Below are 19,382 nucleotides of genomic sequence, written 5' to 3'. Positions count from 1 at the left end.
GTGCAGGGCCCGGCGCTAGAGGCCCAGCGCGTCCTGCAGCTGGCGCGCCGTCCAGCGTTTCGGCTGCTGCGGCCACGCCTCGAGCAACGCAACCATGCGCGCGTTGCGCGGTGCACTGAGGCCGTGGGTCTGCGCGAGCCGCACCACCTCGCCGCTGAGCGCATCGATTTCGGTGCGACGGCCCAGCGCGAGATCGTCGGCCATGCTGGAGCGGGCCTTGGCGTCGATGCGCAGCATGCGCGCCGCGACGATGCGAAAGAGCCAGTCGGGCAGCCGCAGCAGGCCCGGCAGGCGCCGTGCAGGCACAGCCGCGACCTGCGCCGGCGCGATGCCCGCGACGTTGAGCACGCCCAGTGCCTCGTCGATCAGCGAGGCGAAGCAGCGGCGGTAGCCGCGCAGCATCAGCTCCTCGCGCAGCGGCAGGCCCGAGAGCGCGTTGACAGGGTTGTTGAGGTTGAGCATCAGCTTGCCCCACTGCACGGGCAACAGGTCGGCGTGCAGGTCGAGCGGCACGCCGGCGCGAGCGAACACGGCCTGCCACGAGCGCAGCGCCGCATCGTCTTCGGCGGCCAGGCGGCCGGGGGTGCCGCGGTGGAAGGCCCCGGGGCCGATCTCGGCGACGTTGTACGGCACCATGCCGGCCCGGACATTGAGCGACGGACCCGTCCGCGAGGCCGCCGCGCAGTTGGAGATGCCGTTCTGCAGCGAGACGACGGTGGTGCCTGCCGGCAGCGAGAAAGCCAGTTCGCCGGCCGCCTCGGCGGTGGCGCCGCTCTTCACGCACAGCAGCACCAGCGCGGGCTGGTTACCGTTGGGCACCTGCTCGCACAGCCGCAGCGAATCGGCGGGCAGCCTGTGCGTGGCGCCGTCCATGTCGGTGACCGTCAGGCCGTGCACCGCGAGCTTCTCGAGCACGCGCGGACGGCCGACGAAGGTCACGGGCACGCCGGCGGCCGCCAGGCTTCCACCGATGAAGCACCCGATGGTGCCCGCCCCCATCACGAGCACTTCACCGGGAATGTCTTCTGGCATGAAGTGCGGGTCCTTCGGAATGTCGTCAGGCGCGTTCGGAGACCCAGGCCTGCACCGATTGCAGCGCAGCCGGAAGGCCCGCGGCGTTGGTGCCGCCGGCCATGGCCATGTCGGCCTTGCCGCCGCCCTTGCCGCCGACCTGCTGGGCCACGAAGTTGACCAGCTCGCCGGCCTTGATCCTGCCCACGCTGTCGGCGGTGACGCCGGCCGCGATCTGCACCTTGTCGCCCTCGACGGCGGCCAGCACGATGGCGGCGGTCTTGAGCTTGTCCTTGAGCTTGTCCATGGTGTCGCGCAGCGTCTTGGCATCGGCGCCGTCGAGCTTGGCGGCCAGCACCTTGATGCCGTTGACGTCCACGGCCTGCGACACCAGCTCGTCGCCCTTGGACGATGCCAGCTTGCCCTTGAGGCCGCCCACTTCGCGCTCGAGCGCCTTCACCTGCTCCAGCACCTGCGCAAGCCGGCCCTGCAGCTCGGCGGCAGGCGACTTGAGCGTGGCAGCCACGCTCTGCACGGTCGACTCGAGATCTTGCAGGTAGGTCAACGCATTGGCGCCGGTGACGGCCTCGATACGGCGCACGCCCGCAGCCACGCCGCCTTCGCTGACGATCTTGAACAGGCCGATATCGCCCGTGCGGTTCACGTGCGTACCGCCGCAGAGTTCGCGGCTGGAGCCGATGTCGAGCACGCGCACGGTCTCGCCGTACTTCTCGCCGAACAGCATCATGGCGCCGGTCTTCTGGGCCGATTCCATGTCCATCACGCGGGCCTGCGTGGGCGCATTGGCCAGCACTTCGGCGTTCACGCGCTTCTCGATCTCGAGAATCTGGTCGCGCGTGACGGGCGCGTTGTGCGCGAAGTCGAAGCGGGTCTTGTCGGCATCGACCAGCGAGCCCTTCTGCTGCACGTGGTCGCCGAGCACCTCGCGCAGCGCCTTGTGCATCAGGTGGGTGACCGAGTGGTTGCGCATGGTCGCGTTGCGGCGCTCGATGTCGACCGCTGCCTTGACCGCATCGCCCACCTTCAGCGTGCCCTGCGTCTGCGTGCCGTGGTGGCCGAACACGTCGGCCTTGATCTTCTGCGTGTCCTCCACGCCGAACTGAACGCCTTCGGCAACGAGCACGCCCTGGTCGCCGACCTGGCCGCCGCTTTCCGAATAGAAAGGCGTGGTGTCGAGCACGACGATGCCGGGCTGGCCTTCCTTCAGTTCTTGGACGGCAGCGCCTTCGAAGTACAGCGCCACGACCTTGGCGTTTTCCTCGAGGTGCTCGTAGCCGGTGAAGGTGTTGCCCGCGCCGGCGTATTCGACGTTGCGGTCCATCTTGAACTTGCCGGCAGCACGGCCTGCCGCCTTCTGCTTTTCCATGGCGGCGTTGAAGCCGGCCTCGTCGACGCTCACGCCGCGCTCGCGGCACACGTCGGCCGACAGGTCCAGCGGGAAGCCGTAGGTGTCGTGCAGCTTGAAGGCCACTTCGCCGGGCAGCGTCTTCGCGCCGCCGGCGAGTGCCGCGTCGAGGATTTCCATGCCGTTGGCCAGCGTCTCGAAGAAGCGTTCTTCCTCGGCCTTCAGCGTGTCGGTGATGCGCTTTTCGTCGGCCACCAGCTTCGGATAGGCGTCGCCCATCAGCTTCACGAGGTCGGGCACCAGCTTGTGGAAGAACGGCTTCTTCTGGCCCAGCTTGTAGCCGTGGCGGATGGCGCGTCGGACGATGCGGCGCTGCACGTAGCCGCGGCCTTCGTTCGAGGGGATGACACCGTCGGCCACCAGGAACGACGTGGCGCGGATGTGGTCGGCGATCACGCGCAGCGAGTTGTTCGACAGGTCCTGCGTTCCGGTCTCGCGCGCGGCGGCCTTGATGAGTGCATCGAAGATGTCGATCTCGTAGTTGCTGTGCACATGCTGCAGGATCGCGGCCAGGCGCTCCAGGCCCATGCCGGTGTCGACGCAGGGCGCGGGCAGCTTCTTGACCGAGCCGTCGGGCTGCATGTCGAACTGCATGAACACGTTGTTCCAGATCTCGATGTAGCGATCGCCGTCTTCGTCAGGCGAACCGGGCGGGCCGCCCGGAATCTCGGGGCCGTGGTCGTAGAAGATCTCGGAACACGGACCGCAGGGGCCGGTGTCGGCCATCATCCAGAAGTTGTCGGACATGTAGCGGCCGCCCTTGTTGTCGCCGATGCGCACCACGCGCTCGGGCGGCAGGCCGATCTCTTTCGTCCAGATGTCGTAGGCCTCGTCGTCCTCGATGTAGACAGTGGCCCAGAGCTTCTCGGCCGGCAGCTTGTAGACCTTGGTGAGCAGCTCGAAGGCCCAGGTGAGCGACTCGCGCTTGAAGTAGTCGCCGAAGCTCCAGTTGCCCAGCATCTCGAAGAAGGTGTGATGGCGCGCGGTGTAGCCGACGTTCTCGAGGTCGTTGTGCTTGCCGCCGGCGCGCAGGCAGGCCTGGACCGACGCGGCGCGCACGTAGTTGCGCTTGTCTTCGCCGAGGAACACGTCCTTGAACTGGACCATGCCCGAGTTCGTGAACATCAGCGTCGGGTCGTTGCCCGGCACCAGCGAACTCGAGGGCACCACCGTGTGGCCCTTGGAGGCGAAGAAATCGAGAAAGGTCTTGCGGATGTCCGCGACCGTGAATGTGGGCTGGCTCATCTTTGGATTTCGTCTTCTGTCGAGGCGGCGCGGCGATGGCGACCTCGTGTCGAACCCACTGCGGCGAACCGGCCTAACTGCTTGATTTGCTTGAACAAACCATTATAGGTTTGGCCATGATGCCCGCGCCGCCCCGAGACCGGACTGCATGAACCCGGTACCGAGGCTAATATGTGTCCGGGCGCAAAAGACGAGAACCAAACAAGGGTTGCGCCATCCGTACTTCTACGGACATAAAAGCTCAAGGAGTTCGCATGGCAAGCCAAGAAGCCGAACGGCACTGGAAGATCGAAGACCTGGACTTTTCGCGCATTGCGCTCGACAAGGTCCGCCCTGACGAAAACCTCTTCAACCTGGTGGCGTGCGCTTCGTTCATCGAAAGCGGCTCGGATCTGTATACGCACAATCTGGTCGACTTCTTCAAGGGTGACGACGAAGTCACCGAATGGCTCTCGAACCATTGGGAACAGGAGGAACTGCAACACGGCAAGGCCCTTCGCGCCTACGTCGAGTACGTATGGCCCGAGTTCGACTGGGAGACGGCGTACAAGGGCTTCCTCGAGGAATACGCGACCTACTGCAAGGTCGAGCTGCTGGCACCGACCCGCGCCCTGGAAATGACCGCGCGCTGCGTGGTCGAGACGGGCACCGCCACCTACTACCGCGCGATGGCGCGCAGCACCGACGAGCCCGTGCTGCACGATCTCGCCACCCGCATCGCGACCGACGAGGTCAATCACTACAAGCACTTCTATCGCTACTACCGGCGCTACCGCACGCAGGAGAAGCTCAGCCGGTTGCGCGTGTTCCGCACCATCGGGCAGCGCACGCTCGAACTCAAAAGCGAGGACGCCGACTGCGCCATCCGCCACGTCGTGCAGACGCGGTCGCCCGAGCGCGCGAGCGACACTGCCTACGTGCAGGCCCTGAGCGCGCGCATGAACAGCACCATCCGCACGAACCTCAGTGCCGCCACCACGCTCAAGATGCTGATGCGGCCGCTGGAACTGCCCGCGAGACTGCAGGCGGTCATCCAGTACCCGATCAGGCAGTTCATGCAGCACGTGTTCCTGCGCTGACGCGGGCCGGCCTGCCTACCGCGTCCGTGACTGGCGCGCAATCGGGCCCGCCTAAAGCAACAAACCGGAACCACCGTCCCGAATTCTGCAACGCGCAACTCGCTACCATCCGGCGCTCACACCTTTCGCGAGGCGAGGCCTGAGACCTTCGGAAGAGCGGTATCGCGCTCCTGGCAAGCTGGCTCGCAACCTCTTGCATGCGAGCCCGATGTTTGAAGACACAGCCCACCGCGAGCAACCCTACACCGTGCGACTGGAAGGCAACGACCTCTCCATTCGCGACCTGATGGAGGTCCGTTTCACCTTCCTGAGGCTGCTCGAGCAACGCATCGGCGCACCGACCCACGTGGTGAAGTGCTACCGGGCGTGGGCGAACCAGCTCGAATCGGGGTCTGGTGCATTGACGCAGGCGCAGGTCGCGCTGGCACGTGCATGGCGCGAGGCTTGGGACCACGCCACCGAACAGACCGCCCCGCTGCTGAGCAATCCGCGTACGACGGAGTTTCAGTTCGAGCTTTTGAGATGAATAAAAAAAACCCAGCACGAGGCTGGGTTGTGAACCTCTTGAGTGCTGTCACACACAGAGAACTCGCACGTAGAGCGAGTCCGCAAAATCTAGGGCTTCGTGCGACAAGACCGTGTCGGACGGGACCGACACTTCCCGCGTGCACGGTGGGCGCAGCCACGAGATGCGCGCGACGGGAGCCCTAAAAACTGCCAATTAGTTCACGCTTTAATGAGTGTCCTACGGCGGCTGACTGTTTCTGACTGACAGCCGCCTACGGGATACCCGTTGACCATGCAAATGCTGTCACGCAACAGGGCCGTACAAAAGAAGAGCTCTCTGTATTGTTCTTAGAGCGCCCGCCAGGGCTCCTCGAAACCCGCTTCGGCGGGTATTTTTTTGCTTGCTGCGCGCCGGTCACGTGGCCGAAGTCAGGCCCGGTTTGCGGTTCGCATCCAGCGAGTACAACTGGGGCCGCTCCTCGGCGGGGACGGTGGCGTCTGACGGCGGATGCTCGACGTTGCGCGGCTGGCGGTAGAGCTCGTTCTCCAGGCGCCTGACGCGCTCGGCATACATCCGCGCCAGCGCACTGTGATGCTCCGCTGCGGCCTGGTGCTCGATGCGCGCCATCTGCGCCTCCTCGAGCAGCGCGGCGGCACGCCGGAGGTACGCGGTGTGGGACGGGCGAAACAGGAAGTCGAACGTCATCTCACGCTCCTTCTGCGCGACTGCGCGCAAGCCTGCATGTTCCTCGCGCCGGTTCGCCGCGTCTATCGGCCGCTTGCCTACCTTACGGCTACCTCCTCCTGGCCGATCGGCTTCTTGAGATGCTTCTCCCTAGCACACAGCGGCGATGCGTTGTCCCTTTCCTATGGGGACAACGCTGTGGAAAACCTTGTGCGAAGCGCCGCAACCCGTTGCCTGGCGAGGCCTGCAACACGATGCCCACGAAAGAGGCAGCGAGAGCAGTTTTTTTACGCGCTCCCGAAAAATAAACCTGGAATCAATCGCGGTCTTCGTGGTAACGGCGATAGTGCTCGCGGCGCTCCCACTCGCGACGGCGCCATTCGCGGCGCTCCTCGTGGCCCCAGCGCGGGCCGGGCTCGTAGTACACAGGTGCCGGCTCGTAGACGGCCGGCGGACGGTAGCGCACCGGTGGCGGCTGGTAGTAGACAGGTGCCGGCGGCGAATAGACCGGAGCCGGTTCGTAGTACACCGGCGCGGGCTCGCTCACCACGACGCCGGGGATGTTGACGCCGATGGACCAGCTCGTTGCCGCGCTGGCCGAACCAGCGGCGAACAGCGCGCCGGCTGCAACCGCGCCCGCGGCGGCGATCCTGAGAATGTTCCTGCGATGAATGTCCACGTCGTCTCCAGAAGTGCGGGAAAAGTCCCGATGGGTAGACAACGGCGCACGGCGCAGGCCCGCGCACATCGCTTCTGTGAAGAACGTTCCGAGATGTCACGCCGCGCGCGCATCGCGGCGGCGGCGTCGGCCGACCTGACCGGGTCAGTCGCGCGGGCTGGCGGCCCATTCCCTGACGAAATGCGCGGCGCGAACGCGGGCGCGTTCGAAGGCGCCGTCCCATGTCAGCTGCTGCGTGATCACCAGCGCGCACTTCTGCACGCCTTCCAGGCTCAGCTTCGCGATACCGGCATAGGAGCCGTGGACCGTCCGCATGATCTCGAAATCCGCGGACCATCCGTCGGGCAATTCAAGAAGAGATGAGGGAGCTCTCATGGGGCCGAGCATAGGCGCCGAAACCACACGCCCCCAGGAATTAATTCACAAGTATTAACAATCAATTTGGGAGCATGAGCAGAGTGTTAATTTGTGTCGTAACTCCTGCGCCGCAAGCTACCATCCCGCGAAACTACATTGAGGCGGAGATGTCGGGCGTAAGCGAGATGGAGCGGGTCGTGGCAGCGTTGAAGACGCTCGCGGTCCAGCCGTGGCCTGAAGGCGCACGGTTGATTTTGAGATGGAACGAGGTGGCGAAGATGCTTCCGGGCGTCGGCTACGAGGCTTTCTTCCATGCCCACCGGCTGGCAAGCCGCAACATCTACAACGGTGCGGGCCTTGACCTGTCCGTCGTCGAGCGGCTGCGCGAACGCGGCTTCACTGTCGTGGTGGCCGACGGCCAGGAGGACGCGACGATGCCGGACGTGAAGATCGAAGTCGGGCTCGCGTGGCTGGACCTGTCGAAGAAGAAGCCGGGGCGCGCCGCGCGCGTGGGGATGTACGAGCTTCCGGAGGACGACTCTCACGCATGAGAAGAGAAGCGGCCGGGTTGCTGGAGCGGGTGAAGGGAATCGAACCCTCGTATGAAGCTTGGGAAGCTGCCGTTCTACCATTGAACTACACCCGCATCTGGTGGCCGACGAACGCGGCCAGAAAGATGACAGGCGCGAGTATATAGGCGGTCGTGCGGCATGATCCGTTGCACGCCAACCCTTTTCTCCCCCTGGAGCCGGCCATGAAACTGCTCTTCGCCCTGCTTCTCTGCGCCTTCCTCGGCGCTTGCGCGACGGCGCCCGGCACGCCGCCCGGCACGGCTGGCAATGCGATCGCCGAGGAGGCGTCGGCAGCCAGGCCCACCGGAGTCCAGTGGCGCTACATCGACTCCAGGTCTTACGAGGCGGCGAACCCGGGCCTGGGGCGCAGCCACCGCTTCGAGAGCAGTGTCGGCTGGATCGACGTCTATGTCTACGACATGAAGCGCACCGACTGGCGCACCGGTGTGGATGACCCGAAGTTCGACGAGCAATTCAGGAACACGATCGCCGAGGTGCAGCGCGCCACGGCGCTGGGCTTCTACACCAGCGCAAAGCCCGGCCCGACGCGCGACGTTCGCATCGAGGGACTGACGTTCCGGTCGATCTCATTCCGGCTGGTGAATGCGCGCGACAAAAAGACCTACGACTCCTTTGCGTACCTGACGGCACGCGGCGGGCGGCTGCTGAAGTACCGCATGTCCTTCAACGGGCCGGCGCCCGCCAACGCGGAAGCCATCGCGCGCGAATTCATCGAGCGCAACGTGCGCACCGGCCCCGACACGCCTGTCGGCACGCGCGAGCTGCGCAACACCTGAACCCTTCGCTGCTAGTTGCGCGTGGCACCCGGAAGCTTCGCCACCCGCTCGGCCAGGAAGTCCACGAGCACACGCACCCGCAACGGCAACTGGCGGCGCGGGGCATACAGCAGGTGCACTTCCTGCGCAGGGCCGCTGTGTCTCGGCAGCACGCGCACAAGGCGGCCCTGAGCCAAAGGTTCGGCCACCATCCACGTCGGCTGCAGCGAGATGCCCGCACCGCCGAGAACGCTGTCCAGCATGGCCACTGCGTTGTTGACACGGTAGCGGCTGCGAACCGGAACCGTGAGCGCACCATCGGGTCCTTGCAGCAGCACGCCGTCGTCCCCGGCGCCGTAGCGCAGGTAGTCGTGCGCCAGCAGGTCCTGAGGCTTGCGCGGCTTGCCGCGTGCGGCCACATAGCCGGGCGACGCGACCAGCACGCGCGGCCAGGTGCCGAGGTGCCTTGCGACAAGGTCGGGCGGCAGCGGCCCGCCGACGCGCAGTGACACGTCGATGCGCTCTTCCAGCGGATCGACGAAGCGGTCGTCGAGCAACAGCTCGAGTTCGATCCCGGGGTACAGCGCGAGGAACTCCAGCGCCATCGCATTGAGATGCCGCTGGCCGAGCGTGACGGGCGCGCTCATGCGCAGCAGGCCGCGCGGCTGGTGGAGGCCCTCGCGAGCGTCGGACACGGCATCGCCGTAGTCCTCGAGCACGCGCCGCGCGCGCTCGTGAAAACGCTGGCCCTCCTCCGTCAGGCTCAACCCGGCCGCGCTGCGCCGCAAAAGCCGCACGCCGAGCGAACGCTCGAGCCCGGCGACCAGCTTGCTGACTGTGGGCTGTGTGGTGTCCAGCGCACGCGCCGCGCCCGACAGGCTGCCGAGTTCCACGCTGTGCACGAAGGCTTCGAGTGCGCGCAAGGTGTCCATGGTGCGTCTGGTTTTATTCGATTCTGGAATGGTCTGGATGCCATTCTGCCTTCTACCTGTCCAGACTCGAATACGGAAAAGTCGAGCCCTCGCTTCAATTTCCCCCGCTCGAAGGAACATCTCATGACCACATCGACATTCGCGACGCTCGCCCGCCACGGCGCCTTGGCACTCACCCTGGCAACCTCTGTTGCCGCATCGCAGGCCGAACCGCCCGGCACCGCGGGCACGTACTGGAGCCCCAGTTGGATGGCCAGCACACAACCCATCTGGAGCGGCGACTTCGTGCTGCCATCGGGCCTGCCCTTCCAGTTCAACCGGCAGACGATCCGCCAGGTTGCGCGCCTGAGCATCGGCGGCACGCGCCTGCGCGTGGTGATCAGCAACGAAGGCGGCACGACGCCGCTGCATGTGGGCGCGGCACGCGTGGCACGGCATGCCGGAGGCTCGGCCATCGTCGAGGGCAGCGGCCGCGCGCTGCGCTTCGGCGGACAAGCCGAAGTCACGCTGCCGCCCGGTGCACGGCTGGTCAGCGATCCGGTGGATATCCCGCTGCCCGCGCTCGGCGAAGTGGCCGTGTCGCTCTATCTGCCGCAGCCAAGCCAGCCCGCGGGCTTTCACTTCGATGCACGCCAGGTCGCCTACGTGGCCGACGGCGACCTCACCTCCGCCGCGCGCATGCCCGAAGCCGCCACGCCATGGAGCACGCGGGTCTATGTCAGCGAGCTGATCGTCGAGACGCCTCAGCCGCCCGTCACCGTCGTCGCGTTCGGCGATTCGCTGACCGACGGCAACGGCTCCACGCCCGGCGCCAACACCCGATGGCCCGACGCCCTGGCCGAGCGGTTCGCCGGGCGCCATGTGGCTGTGCTGAACGCCGGCATCTCCGGCGGCCGGCTGCTGAAGGACGGCATGGGCCGCGCTGGCATCGAGCGCGCGGGCCGCGACGTGTTCGCGCAACCCGGTGTGCGCGCCGTAGTCGTGCTGCTGGGCACCAACGACATCGGCTGGCCCGGCGGCCCGTTCGCACCCGGCGAGCCCGCGGTGCGCGCAGAGCAACTGATACAGGGCTTCCTCCAGCTGATCGAGATGGCGCATGCCCACAACGTGCGCATCATGGCGGGCACCATCGCGCCGACCGAACGCGCGCTGGAAGGCACGCCGCTCGAAGGCCACTACGCCCCTGCCAAGGACCAGGTGCGCCAGGCCGTGAACCGCTGGATACGAGAGAGCGGCGCGTTCGATGCCGTGGTCGACTTCGATGCGCTGCTGCGCGACCCTGCACACCCCTCGCGCCTGGAAGCCTCGATGGACTCGGGCGACCACCTGCACCCGGGCGACGCGGGCTACAAGGCAATGGCCGCGGCGATCGATCTGGACGCGCTCCTGGGTACGTCCGTACCGCGTTGAAACGGCACGGCCTGCAACACGCAGGCCCAAGGTTTGACACTCCGAAAATACTGTACATCCATACAGCATTTCCTTAAGATGGGTCGTCTCCAAGAACACCACCGAGGCGACACCATGACCACCGCCAACCCTCCTGCGCCCGTCCCGGCGCAGACCCTTTTCTTCTCCAACCTGCAGCAGATGCAGACCCGCACGCGCACAGGGCGCATCTCGTCGTGGCCCTTCAAGGTGGCCCGCGAGCAGGACCACGGGAATCTCATCGGCAACGACGAAAGCAACGACGTTCGCGTTCAGGCGGCGCGCGTCATCCGGACGACCACCGAGCACTGGTGGCCTGCCGGTTCCTGAACCGCCTTCAGCTTCACCTTCACCGGGAGAACAGCATGGACGACTTCACCCGCGGCAACGACTATCCCCAAGAACCCGATCCGGATGACGGCCCCGCCCCTTCGCTCGGACCGTCCCACCTTCTCATCGCTCTCTTCCCCGACCGCGGCGTGCAGCGCGCGATCGAAGCGCATCGCAAGGACTGGATCTGGACGAAAAGCAGCCGCTTTCCGCCGAGCCAACGGCTGCACCTCACGCTCCATGCGTTGGACGACCAGCGCGACGCCGTCCTGCAGCGGCTCGACGAATCCCTGTCCGACATCCCGATGCGCCCGCTCGATCTCGTGCTGGACAGCTCGCGCACCTGGAACAACGACATCGCGGTGATGCAGACTGCGGAACACGACGGCTTGCGTGCGCTGCACCGGCGCATTTCGTTCGCGGTGGCGCACGCGGGCATCGCAACGCGGACGCCGAGGCTCACGCCCCACATCACCATCGCGCGCAAGACAACGGGCGCAGCCTGTCCGCGCAATCCGCTGTCCATTCGCTGGCCGGTGAACAACTTCCTGCTTGTGCGGTCCTGGCCGTCGCATCCGGCGCGCCATGAAGTGCTGGCGTCCTACGGGCCGGGGGAAAACGACGGCGTCTGACACGGCGCCCCGGGTTTTCGTGGCCTGATCGCAGGGCGGTCACTTCCAGTCAACTGCCGAGGTCCGCCCTACGAAACGCCCTCATGCCGACGCCATCCGATATCGACCACGCCCTCATCCAGCATTGCCTGTCCGAGGCCTACGGGCCGAGCAAGGCGCCAGTGCGGCTCACGGCCCTGCATGCCGACGCGAGCTCGGCAGCCTTTCGCATCGATGCCGACGACGGTGCAGCGTATTTCCTCGAGCTGCACCGCAAGGGTTTCGATCCAGCGGTCCTCGCGATGCTGGCCTTTCTTCGCCATGAGCAGGGCATCGAAACCGTCATGGCACCACTGCCCACCACGAACGGCCAGCTGAGCGTGCGAAGCGGCGATTTCGACTGCGTGCTGTACGCCTTCTTCGAAGGCGCCAACGCACTCGCCCGCGCGCTGAGCGACGCGCAATGGACGGCCTTCGGTGCCGCCATGGGCGCCATCCATCGCTCCACCGTGCCCGAAGCGCTGTCGGCCAGCCTGCCCAAGGAACGCTATGCGCACCATTGGCGCGAAGGCGTCCGGCGCTACCAGCGGCGCTTCATCAACGGCCTGACTGGCGACGACGTCGTCAAGCGCTTCTTCGCCTTCTGGGAAGAACACGCCGAGGACATCGACACCGTGGTCTACCGCAGCGAACAGCTTGCCTCCATCCTGCTCGAGCGCCCGCCGCTACGGGTGCCCTGCCATGCGGACCTGCATGCGGGCAACGTGCTCGCAGGCGACGACGGCCAGGTGCGCATCGTCGGCTGGCGCACGCTCATGCTCGCGCCGAAGGAGCGCGACCTGATGTTCATCGGCGGCGGTGTCGGCCATGTGTGGAACCGGCCTGAAGAAGAGGCCCGGTTTTGCGAAGGCTACGGCCGCGCCGAGATCGACGCCGTGGCGCTTGCCTATTACCGGTACGAGCACATTGCCAAAAACATTCTCGAGACCTGCGACCTGATGTTCGACGCCGCGGCCAGCCTTGAAGACCGCGAGGAAGCCTTGCGCCGGATGAGGAACGGGTTCGAGCCGAACGACGTCGTCGCCATCGCGCACCAGAGCTACGACGCAGTCACCTGAGCGGGCGCCGTCGGCGCGGCCTCGGATCTGATCAGATCAGATCAGATCAGATCAGCATGTCCTGCGCGTCGTCCTCGAAGCCCGCGATGGGCTGGGCCTTGGCCAGCGCGAGCCACACCGCGAAAGGGATGCGTTCGAACGCGCGGTGCACCGCCGCGCGGGCCACCACGAGGCGTTCGCCCTCGACCACCATCACGCCGCACTCCGGCGGTATCTCCTCGGGCGCGGCGATGCATCGGCCTTTGGCGTCGTTGCCCAGCACGTACCAGCACTCGCCGCCAAGGTCGAGGTAGGCCGCACGCTTGTCGGGCTTGCGCAGGTCTCCCAGCAGGTCGGCGCGGCTCACCTTCACTTCGTGCACGATGGGGTGCGCATAGGCCTCCACGCTGGTGTTGCGGATCGAGAACACGTCGGGCCGTGCCATGCACCAGCGCGACTTGCCACCCTCTTCCAGCGGCGGAAGCCGCGCGCGCAGGCCCAGGCCGCGCCATGCGATGCGGCCGCCGCGCGTCATCTCGCGCGCCACGCGCTCCACCAGCGCCTCGTGCGGCGACAGCGCGGCACGGTTGATGGTGAGCGTGGTGGCGATGCGCGCAATGCCCGCATCGGTGACGCGCAACGTCTCGTGGCCCTGCACGGTGCGCACGCGCTCGAGAAACCCGCCGGCGAGCAGTTCGACCTCGATGCCGTCGCAGCAAGGCCAGCCGGCCGAGCGGTAGATCTCGCGAAGGCGCCGTGCATGCAGCTTGCCGAACGGCACCTCCGGTACGGCTTGCTGCATCGGCGGCGGCTCCACCACCGGCGGGGAAAGCCCGGGTCGGTCACGGGCGGCAACGCAGGCGGCGGATCGCCCTCGGGCGGGGGCATGTTCGGCGGCGGAGGTGGCATGGGCACCGGCACGTCGGGTGCGGGCGGCGGCGGGCCGATGGGCGCGGCAACGAGGGGTCGGCAAGAACGAGTTCGGTCATGGCTCAGGCAGGTTAGCGAAAAGTCGTTCGCTGCGCGAGGCATGGAACGATCGGTTGCATCAATGAAAGTCCCGGCTCGTATTGCTCTGCGCAAGCCGGCCCATGAGCGGCGTCAGATCCTTGAAGCCCGTGGCCACGAGGTGCTGCACCTTGCCGCCGCTGTCGTCGTCGCGCTGCCACGTGCCCTGCACCGCAAGCAGGTGCGACTTCAGCAGCGGCTCGCGCCAGGCGTCGATGACATGGCTCCACACGATCACATTGACGTTGCCGGTCTCATCCTCCAGCGTGACGAAGATGGTGCCGTTGGCGGTTCCCGGCCGCTGTCGGCCTTTGACGATGCCGCAGGCGCGCACTGTCTGACCTGTCTTCATGGCCCGCAGTTCGGTGGCGCTCAGCAGGTTCATGCGCGAAAGGCGCGGGCGCAGCAAGGCGAGCGGATGGCGGCGCAGCGTGAGGCGCAGCGCCGCGTAGTCGCCCACGATTTCCTCGCCCTCGGGCGCGGCCGGCAGCAGCAACGCCTGCTCGTTGATCGGCACGCCCTTCAGCAGGGCCGGTGCGCGGCGCTGCGCCGTGGCGTCCCACACCTGCTGGCGCCGGTGGCCCGAGAGCTGCATCAGCGCATCGGCGGCCGCCAGGGCGGCCATGTCCTTGCCGTCGAGCTCGGCGCGCAGTGCGAGGTCCTCGGTGCTGGTGAAGGGCGCCTGCGCGCGGGCCTCCAGCAAGCGCTCCGCACCGCCCGCGCTGAGGCTCTGGATGCGGTTCAGGCCCAGACGAACAGCGGGCTGGTTCTCGCGGCCCAGCCGGTCGAAATAGCGCGCGTCGGTGCCTGGCGGCGCGCGCGGCGCATCGGGGGCACGCGCTTCGAGCGTGGTGTCCATGTCGCTCCACATGACATCGACCGGGCGCACCTCCACGCCATGGCGGCGTGCGTCCTGCACCAGCTGCGAAGGGCTGTAGAAGCCCATCGGCTGCGAATCGAGCAATGCCGCCAGGAAGCAGGCAGGCTCGTGGTTCTTGAGCCAGCTGCTGACCGTGACCAGCAGCGCGAAGCTCGCGGCGTGGCTCTCGGGAAAGCCGTAGTCGCCGAAGCCGAGGATCTGTTTGAAGATGGCTTCGGCGAAGCTGGCCTTGTAGCCGTTGTCGGTCATGCCCTTGACGAGCTTCTCGTGGAACTTGTCGAGGCCGCCCTTGCGCTTCCAGGCCGCCATGGCGCGGCGCAGCTGATCGGCCTCGTCGGCCGAGAACTTCGCCGCGATCATCGCGATCTGCATCACCTGCTCCTGGAAGATCGGAATGCCCAGCGTGCGCTCCAGTGCGGGGCGAAGCTCTTCCTTCTCGTAATGGATCGGCAAGCCTTTGCGCACCCGCTCCCGCTGCTTGAGGTACGGATGCACCATGCCGCCCTGGATGGGCCCGGGCCGCACGATCGCCACCTCGATCACCAGGTCCTCGTAGCAGCGCGGCCTCAGCCGCGGCAGCATCGACATCTGCGCGCGGCTCTCGATCTGGAACACGCCGACCGTGTCGGCGTCGCAGATCATGTCGAACACCTCCGGGTCGTCGCTGGGCACGTGATGCATCTCCACCATCGAGCCCCGCCAGCGGTTCATGTGGTCGAGGCCACGGCGGATCGCGCTGAGCATGCCGAGCGCGAGCACGTCGACCTTGAGCATGCCCATGGCCTCGAGGTCGTCCTTCTCCCACTGGATGACGGAGCGGTCTTTCATGGAGGCCTTTTCCACCGGCACCAGCCGCGTGAGCTTGGTGTGCGTGAGCACGAAGCCGCCCACGTGTTGGCTCAGGTGGCGCGGAAAGCCCTTGAGCCGCTGCGTCATCTCGATCCAGTGCGTGAGCTTGAGCTCGTCTTCCTTCACGCCGGCGCGTTCGCATGCCGCGTTCAGCTGTTCGCCGAGCAGGGCATCGTCGAACCAGTAGTGGTCTTTCGCGAATTCGTCGACCAGCCGCTCGTCGATGCCGATGGCCTTGCCCACGTCGCGCAATGCGCTGCGCGACCGGTAGCAGATGACGACGGCCGCGATGGCCGCGCGCTCGCGCCCGTACCTTTCGTAGATGTACTGGATGACCTCTTCGCGCCGCTGGTGCTCGAAGTCGACGTCGATGTCGGGCGGCTCCTTGCGTGCGCGGCTCAGGAAGCGCTCGAACAGCAGCGTGCCCCTGGCGGGGTCGATGGCGGTGATGCCGAGGCAATAGCACACGGCCGAGTTGGCCGACGAGCCGCGGCCCTGGCAAAGGATGTTGCGCGACCTGGCGAAGCTGACGACGTTCTCCACCGTAAGGAAGAACATCTCGTATTCGAGTTCGACGATCAGGTCGAGCTCTTTCTGGACTTGCGCGCGCACCTTGTCGGGAATACCTTGCGGGTATCGGCCCTGCGCGCCTTCCCACGTCTTGCGCGCCAGTGTCTGCGCCGGCGTCTCTTGATGGCCCACGGTCTCGAGCGGGTACTTGTAGTTCTCCCGGATCACATCGGGATCGAACCTGCATCGCTCGGCCACGACGAGCGTGTTGGTCAGCATGTCGGCCAGGTACAGCTGGGCCAGCCGCATGCGCGGACGAAGATGCCGTTCGGCATTCGACTGCAAGGCGAAGCCGCACTCGGCCACGGTCTTGCCTTCGCGCACGGCCGTCAGCACGTCGTGCAGCGGCTTGGTCCCGCGCGAGTGCATGTGCACGTCGCCGGCGGCCACCAGCGCAACGCCTGCCTGCTCGCCCGCCTGCATGAGCGTGACGAACCAGAGGTCGTCGTCCATCTCGTTGAACAGCTCCACGGCCAGCCAGAGCTTGTCGCCATACAGCGCCTTGGCCGCCGCCAGGTCTTCGTGCAGCGAGGCCGTGTCGACGGTTTCGCCAGGCACGCGATGCGGCACGAAGAGCACCTGGCAGTGCTGCAGCGAAGCCACCCCGCCGACACCATCGCCGTCGTCCCAGCTCACACGGTATTGGCCCTTGGGCAGTTCCGTGGTGCGTGCGGCGGTGATGAACTCGCAGAGGTTGCCCCAGCCCTCGGGATCGTTCGCGATCGCCACCAGCCTGAATCGCTCGAACCGGAATTCGCTGCCGAACAGCAGCCGGAAATCGGGGTTGCGCGGAATCTTCGGCTCATCGGGGTGCTCGCGCTCGTATTCGTCCAGCTTGGCAGGCAGGTCGCGCAAGGCCACATGCGCCCGCACGATGCCCGCCACCGAGCACTCGTCGGTGATGGCCAGCGCCTCGTAGCCGAGCTGGTAGGCGCGCTCGACCATCTGCTCCGGCGTCGATGCGCCGCGCTGGAAGCTGAAGTTGGTGAGGCAGTGCAGCTCCGCGTAATCCGGCAGCATGCGCGCGAGCTTCCTGCGCATCGGCAGCGGCAACGCATGCACCTTGGCGAGCTCCCGCCTGCGTTCCTGCTTGTCGCTGAGCTCAGGCATAGAACCCCTGCAGGTACCAGCGCACCTCGCCGGAAGAAAACCGCGCGGAAGGCCGCTCCCGGAAGATCCACACCAGCCCGGCCTCGGGGCTTTCGGCGACGTAGTAATCGCGCATGGCGGGCTGGCCGCCCTCCTCCTTGTCGCCCCACCAGCCGGCCTCCACGCGCTGCGGCCCGACCAGCTTGCTCAGCGGGCCGCGGTAGCACGGACGCTCGCCGTCCATCTCGAGCAGCAGCGGCTCGGGCAGCAGCCACGGCGGGTAGATGGCATCGGGTTGCGAAGCCGCAGCCCGATCGTTCCTGGCGCTTTTGGCGGGCTGCGAGCTGTTCATGTGCAGCGCCGGCCGCCACGCCTGCTTGCGCTCGGGCCGGTGGTCGGCCTGCGCCGAGGGCACCACCACCTGCTGCGCGCCGAGCCGCACGCTGAGCCGCTCGACCATCTCGTGGAGCCTGTCGCCCTTGCGGTTGTCTTCCGGCAGGAAGCTGGTGCTGGCGCCGGCCCACGGGTCGGTCTCGAGCGTGCGCAGCCTCAGCCAGCTCGCCGGCGCGGCCAGCGTGGCGAGAGCGAGCTTTTCGGACAGCAGGCGGCGCAGGTGCGCCATGTCCTGCGTGGGCTCTGCCGTGCGCACGGTGAGCTGCTGGTGCGGCGGCAGGTTCACGCCGTTGAAGCGCTTGAGGTCGAGCGTCCATTGCAGCTCGAGCGAGCGCGCGCCGCGCTGCCGCGCACGCAGCCAGATCTGCAGGGCCGACAGCAGCCGGTTGGCCGACCACATGAGCTCGGGCCCGGTCTCGGCCAGCGCCGGGAGTTCTAGCTTCTGCTCGAACACGTCGGGCAGCGTGAGCCAGGCGTGGCTTTCGGGACGCAGGCCCCAGGCGGTGTCGAGCGCCGCGCGCAGTTCCGCGCCGAAGCGCCGCGTGAGGCCGCCGCGTGGCAAGGCTGCCACGTCGCCCCAAGTGCGGCAGCCCAGCCGCGCGAGCAGGTCGAGGTGTTCGCGCGCCGCGCTCAGCGTGTCGAGCGGCAGCCCGGCAGGCATGTCGACGGGCCGCTTTTCCTCGCGCACGAACAGGCGCAGCCGCGCCAGGGCGATCAGGCTGGTGGCGCCCTGCGTGCCCAGCATGCGCACGTCGGGCGCGGGATTGGCGGCGACCAGCTGGCGCATCAGCTGCAGCCGTCCGCCCCACAGGCGCTCGCAGGCCGAGACCTCGAGCATCAGCGCCTCGTCCTGCCACGCGACATGAGGGGTGTACTGCAGCGCCCACCAGCCAAGGGCCTCGGGCGTGGGCAGAGCCTGGGGCTCGGGGGAGCCGGAGGTGATCGCCTCAGGCAACCACCGCAAGGCGATCCAGTGCATGCTGGCCTCCTTTCCAGGCGTCGATGCGCACCACCCGGGCACCGGCCGTTTCGCCCGCAGGCACCGTGCCCTGCTGCTGGTGGCGCAGCTTTCGCCGAAGCCGGGCCGCGGCCAGCAGCGCGGCCATGCGCTCGTTGCGGGCCGGCAGCAGCACCGGCGCAGCCAGCGGTGGCCCGCGGCGCTTGAGAATGTGCAGTTCGATCTGCGACGCATCGGCTTCGCAGCGTTCCGCCCGCAGCCGCAACCGCGCGGGAGAAGCCGACAGCGCGACCGATTCGGGCCGGCACACGAACAGCAGCAGCTCGTGCTGCGCCGCCGCCAGTTGCAGCCGCCGCAGTTCGCCCACCCTCGCCTGCGGCAACCAGGCCACGACGGCGGCGACGTCGGCGCAGCGCAACGCCTGCTCGCAGGCCCACAGCCGCGCGGCCGGCGCCTCGCTCCTGACGCACATCAACGATTCCACCGGCAGCCCCTGCGCCGCCAGCGACGCGCCGCAGGGTTCGTAAGGCGCGCCGACCAGCACCACCGGGCCGCCGCGCGCCTGCACCGCCCGGGCCAGGCCGGGCAGCAGCAATCGCCAGACATGGGCTTCGGGTGCGGCCTGCAGCAGCTCCGTCATCGCGCCCACAGGCCAGCCGCCGCCCGGCAACTGGGCGTCGAGCGCGGCGTGGCCGGTGGCGATGACCTGCGCGTCGGCGAGGCCGAGTTCGTCGGCATGCCAGACGCCGCGGCCCGCAGCGTTGGAGAAGGAATCGAGGAAAGGAAGGCCCATGGCGAAGACTGTTAACTGTATTTTCATACAGTATTTCATGGCGCCGCAAGCAAAGATCGGTTTACCCGCAGTGGACCGCGCCGTAAGATCGATCGATTAACACTTTG

General features: G+C 67.2%; 18 protein-coding genes and 1 tRNA gene. 8 read left to right on the top strand and 11 right to left on the bottom strand.

What is annotated here, in order from left to right:
* Window positions 1-15 precede the first annotated feature (15 nt).
* Together AACL56_RS12870 and alaS are read right to left on the bottom strand one after the other, a co-directional pair.
* Window positions 16-1,032, bottom strand: coding sequence for a 2-dehydropantoate 2-reductase (locus AACL56_RS12870; protein WP_339090204.1), 1,017 nt, complete (start codon window positions 1,030-1,032; stop codon window positions 16-18).
* Between the two features lie 25 nt (window positions 1,033-1,057).
* On the bottom strand, window positions 1,058-3,682 hold the full coding sequence (alaS, locus tag AACL56_RS12865; protein ID WP_339090203.1) for an alanine--tRNA ligase: 2,625 nt from the start codon (window positions 3,680-3,682) through the stop codon (window positions 1,058-1,060).
* A 254-nt stretch (window positions 3,683-3,936) separates the two neighbouring features.
* Here alaS and AACL56_RS12860 point away from each other — a divergent pair, with 254 nt between their 5' ends.
* Together AACL56_RS12860 and AACL56_RS12855 are read left to right on the top strand one after the other, a co-directional pair.
* The gene (locus tag AACL56_RS12860) at window positions 3,937-4,761 is read left to right on the top strand and encodes a ferritin-like domain-containing protein (protein WP_339090202.1); all 825 of its coding nucleotides are present in this window, start codon (window positions 3,937-3,939) and stop codon (window positions 4,759-4,761) included.
* Window positions 4,762-4,969: 208 nt separating this feature from the next.
* A complete protein-coding gene (locus AACL56_RS12855) occupies window positions 4,970-5,287 on the top strand; it encodes a hypothetical protein (protein WP_339090201.1) in 318 nt (105 codons plus the stop codon).
* 396 nt (window positions 5,288-5,683) lie between these two features.
* Here the strand turns inward: AACL56_RS12855 and AACL56_RS12850 are convergent, their stop codons facing one another.
* From AACL56_RS12850 to AACL56_RS12840, 3 genes are all read right to left on the bottom strand, one after another.
* Complete coding sequence (locus AACL56_RS12850; protein ID WP_339090200.1) at window positions 5,684-5,974, bottom strand: hypothetical protein; 291 nt, start codon at window positions 5,972-5,974, stop codon at window positions 5,684-5,686.
* Between the two features lie 295 nt (window positions 5,975-6,269).
* Window positions 6,270-6,632 (bottom strand): hypothetical protein, encoded by a 363-nt coding sequence (locus AACL56_RS12845; protein ID WP_339090199.1) that lies wholly within the window; start codon window positions 6,630-6,632, stop codon window positions 6,270-6,272.
* Window positions 6,633-6,776: 144 nt separating this feature from the next.
* Complete coding sequence (locus AACL56_RS12840) at window positions 6,777-6,947, bottom strand: hypothetical protein (protein WP_339090198.1); 171 nt, start codon at window positions 6,945-6,947, stop codon at window positions 6,777-6,779.
* Between the two features lie 239 nt (window positions 6,948-7,186).
* Here AACL56_RS12840 and AACL56_RS12835 point away from each other — a divergent pair, with 239 nt between their 5' ends.
* Window positions 7,187-7,540, top strand: a complete 354-nt coding sequence (locus AACL56_RS12835; RefSeq protein ID WP_339090197.1) for a hypothetical protein — start codon at window positions 7,187-7,189, stop codon at window positions 7,538-7,540.
* A 21-nt stretch (window positions 7,541-7,561) separates the two neighbouring features.
* On the opposite strand, the gene AACL56_RS12830 is transcribed toward AACL56_RS12835, so the two are convergent.
* Window positions 7,562-7,635: transfer RNA gene (locus AACL56_RS12830), tRNA-Gly, on the bottom strand.
* A gap of 108 nt (window positions 7,636-7,743) precedes the next feature.
* Here AACL56_RS12830 and AACL56_RS12825 point away from each other — a divergent pair.
* A complete protein-coding gene (locus AACL56_RS12825) occupies window positions 7,744-8,358 on the top strand; it encodes a hypothetical protein (protein ID WP_339090196.1) in 615 nt (204 codons plus the stop codon).
* A gap of 11 nt (window positions 8,359-8,369) precedes the next feature.
* Here AACL56_RS12825 and AACL56_RS12820 read toward each other — a convergent pair whose 3' ends face one another.
* Window positions 8,370-9,269, bottom strand: a complete 900-nt coding sequence (locus AACL56_RS12820) for a LysR family transcriptional regulator (protein WP_339090195.1) — start codon at window positions 9,267-9,269, stop codon at window positions 8,370-8,372.
* Window positions 9,270-9,392: 123 nt separating this feature from the next.
* On the opposite strand from AACL56_RS12820, the gene AACL56_RS12815 reads away from it, so the two are divergent.
* The 4 genes from AACL56_RS12815 (at window position 9,393) to AACL56_RS12800 (ending at window position 12,756) form a co-directional block, all read left to right on the top strand.
* Window positions 9,393-10,679 carry an SGNH/GDSL hydrolase family protein gene (locus tag AACL56_RS12815; protein ID WP_339090194.1) on the top strand — a complete coding sequence of 429 codons (1,287 nt, stop codon included), beginning with the start codon at window positions 9,393-9,395 and terminating at the stop codon, window positions 10,677-10,679.
* A 114-nt stretch (window positions 10,680-10,793) separates the two neighbouring features.
* Window positions 10,794-11,027 (top strand): hypothetical protein, encoded by a 234-nt coding sequence (locus AACL56_RS12810; protein WP_339090193.1) that lies wholly within the window; start codon window positions 10,794-10,796, stop codon window positions 11,025-11,027.
* A gap of 35 nt (window positions 11,028-11,062) precedes the next feature.
* Complete coding sequence (locus AACL56_RS12805; RefSeq protein WP_339090192.1) at window positions 11,063-11,659, top strand: 2'-5' RNA ligase family protein; 597 nt, start codon at window positions 11,063-11,065, stop codon at window positions 11,657-11,659.
* A gap of 83 nt (window positions 11,660-11,742) precedes the next feature.
* On the top strand, window positions 11,743-12,756 hold the full coding sequence (locus AACL56_RS12800) for a phosphotransferase enzyme family protein (RefSeq protein WP_339090191.1): 1,014 nt from the start codon (window positions 11,743-11,745) through the stop codon (window positions 12,754-12,756).
* A gap of 46 nt (window positions 12,757-12,802) precedes the next feature.
* Here AACL56_RS12800 and AACL56_RS12795 read toward each other — a convergent pair whose 3' ends face one another.
* The 4 genes from AACL56_RS12795 to imuA all read right to left on the bottom strand — a co-directional run bounded on the left by AACL56_RS12795 (window position 12,803) and on the right by imuA (window position 19,275).
* On the bottom strand, window positions 12,803-13,537 hold the full coding sequence (locus AACL56_RS12795) for a hypothetical protein (RefSeq protein WP_339090190.1): 735 nt from the start codon (window positions 13,535-13,537) through the stop codon (window positions 12,803-12,805).
* A 246-nt stretch (window positions 13,538-13,783) separates the two neighbouring features.
* Entirely contained in the window at window positions 13,784-17,152 is a 3,369-nt protein-coding gene (locus tag AACL56_RS12790) for an error-prone DNA polymerase (RefSeq protein ID WP_339090189.1), read from the bottom strand.
* Window positions 17,145-18,503 (bottom strand): Y-family DNA polymerase, encoded by a 1,359-nt coding sequence (locus AACL56_RS12785; RefSeq protein ID WP_339090188.1) that lies wholly within the window; start codon window positions 18,501-18,503, stop codon window positions 17,145-17,147. Before AACL56_RS12785 ends, AACL56_RS12790 begins: the two co-directional genes overlap by 8 nt.
* A complete protein-coding gene (imuA, locus tag AACL56_RS12780; protein WP_339090187.1) occupies window positions 18,472-19,275 on the bottom strand; it encodes a translesion DNA synthesis-associated protein ImuA in 804 nt (267 codons plus the stop codon). The genes AACL56_RS12785 and imuA overlap by 32 nt, the downstream gene beginning before the upstream one ends.
* Window positions 19,276-19,382: the final 107 nt, after the last annotated feature.

Source organism: Variovorax paradoxus (assembly GCF_902712855.1).
In the GTDB taxonomy this organism is placed as follows: domain Bacteria; phylum Pseudomonadota; class Gammaproteobacteria; order Burkholderiales; family Burkholderiaceae_C; genus Variovorax; species Variovorax paradoxus_Q.
The sequence above is the reverse complement of the archived record's forward strand: the minus strand, read 5'-3'. Positions and strand labels throughout refer to the sequence as shown.

Coding starts and splice junctions, on each gene's coding strand:
- AACL56_RS12870 (WP_339090204.1), bottom strand. CDS start 1,032: ATGCCAGAAGACATTCCCGGTGAAGTGCTCGTGATGGGGGCGGGCACC.
- alaS (WP_339090203.1), bottom strand. CDS start 3,682: ATGAGCCAGCCCACATTCACGGTCGCGGACATCCGCAAGACCTTTCTC.
- AACL56_RS12860 (WP_339090202.1), top strand. CDS start 3,937: ATGGCAAGCCAAGAAGCCGAACGGCACTGGAAGATCGAAGACCTGGAC.
- AACL56_RS12855 (WP_339090201.1), top strand. CDS start 4,970: ATGTTTGAAGACACAGCCCACCGCGAGCAACCCTACACCGTGCGACTG.
- AACL56_RS12850 (WP_339090200.1), bottom strand. CDS start 5,974: ATGACGTTCGACTTCCTGTTTCGCCCGTCCCACACCGCGTACCTCCGG.
- AACL56_RS12840 (WP_339090198.1), bottom strand. CDS start 6,947: ATGCGGACGGTCCACGGCTCCTATGCCGGTATCGCGAAGCTGAGCCTG.
- AACL56_RS12825 (WP_339090196.1), top strand. CDS start 7,744: ATGAAACTGCTCTTCGCCCTGCTTCTCTGCGCCTTCCTCGGCGCTTGC.
- AACL56_RS12820 (WP_339090195.1), bottom strand. CDS start 9,269: ATGGACACCTTGCGCGCACTCGAAGCCTTCGTGCACAGCGTGGAACTC.
- AACL56_RS12815 (WP_339090194.1), top strand. CDS start 9,393: ATGACCACATCGACATTCGCGACGCTCGCCCGCCACGGCGCCTTGGCA.
- AACL56_RS12810 (WP_339090193.1), top strand. CDS start 10,794: ATGACCACCGCCAACCCTCCTGCGCCCGTCCCGGCGCAGACCCTTTTC.
- AACL56_RS12805 (WP_339090192.1), top strand. CDS start 11,063: ATGGACGACTTCACCCGCGGCAACGACTATCCCCAAGAACCCGATCCG.
- AACL56_RS12800 (WP_339090191.1), top strand. CDS start 11,743: ATGCCGACGCCATCCGATATCGACCACGCCCTCATCCAGCATTGCCTG.
- AACL56_RS12795 (WP_339090190.1), bottom strand. CDS start 13,537: ATGCAGCAAGCCGTACCGGAGGTGCCGTTCGGCAAGCTGCATGCACGG.
- AACL56_RS12790 (WP_339090189.1), bottom strand. CDS start 17,152: ATGCCTGAGCTCAGCGACAAGCAGGAACGCAGGCGGGAGCTCGCCAAG.
- AACL56_RS12785 (WP_339090188.1), bottom strand. CDS start 18,503: ATGCACTGGATCGCCTTGCGGTGGTTGCCTGAGGCGATCACCTCCGGC.
- imuA (WP_339090187.1), bottom strand. CDS start 19,275: ATGGGCCTTCCTTTCCTCGATTCCTTCTCCAACGCTGCGGGCCGCGGC.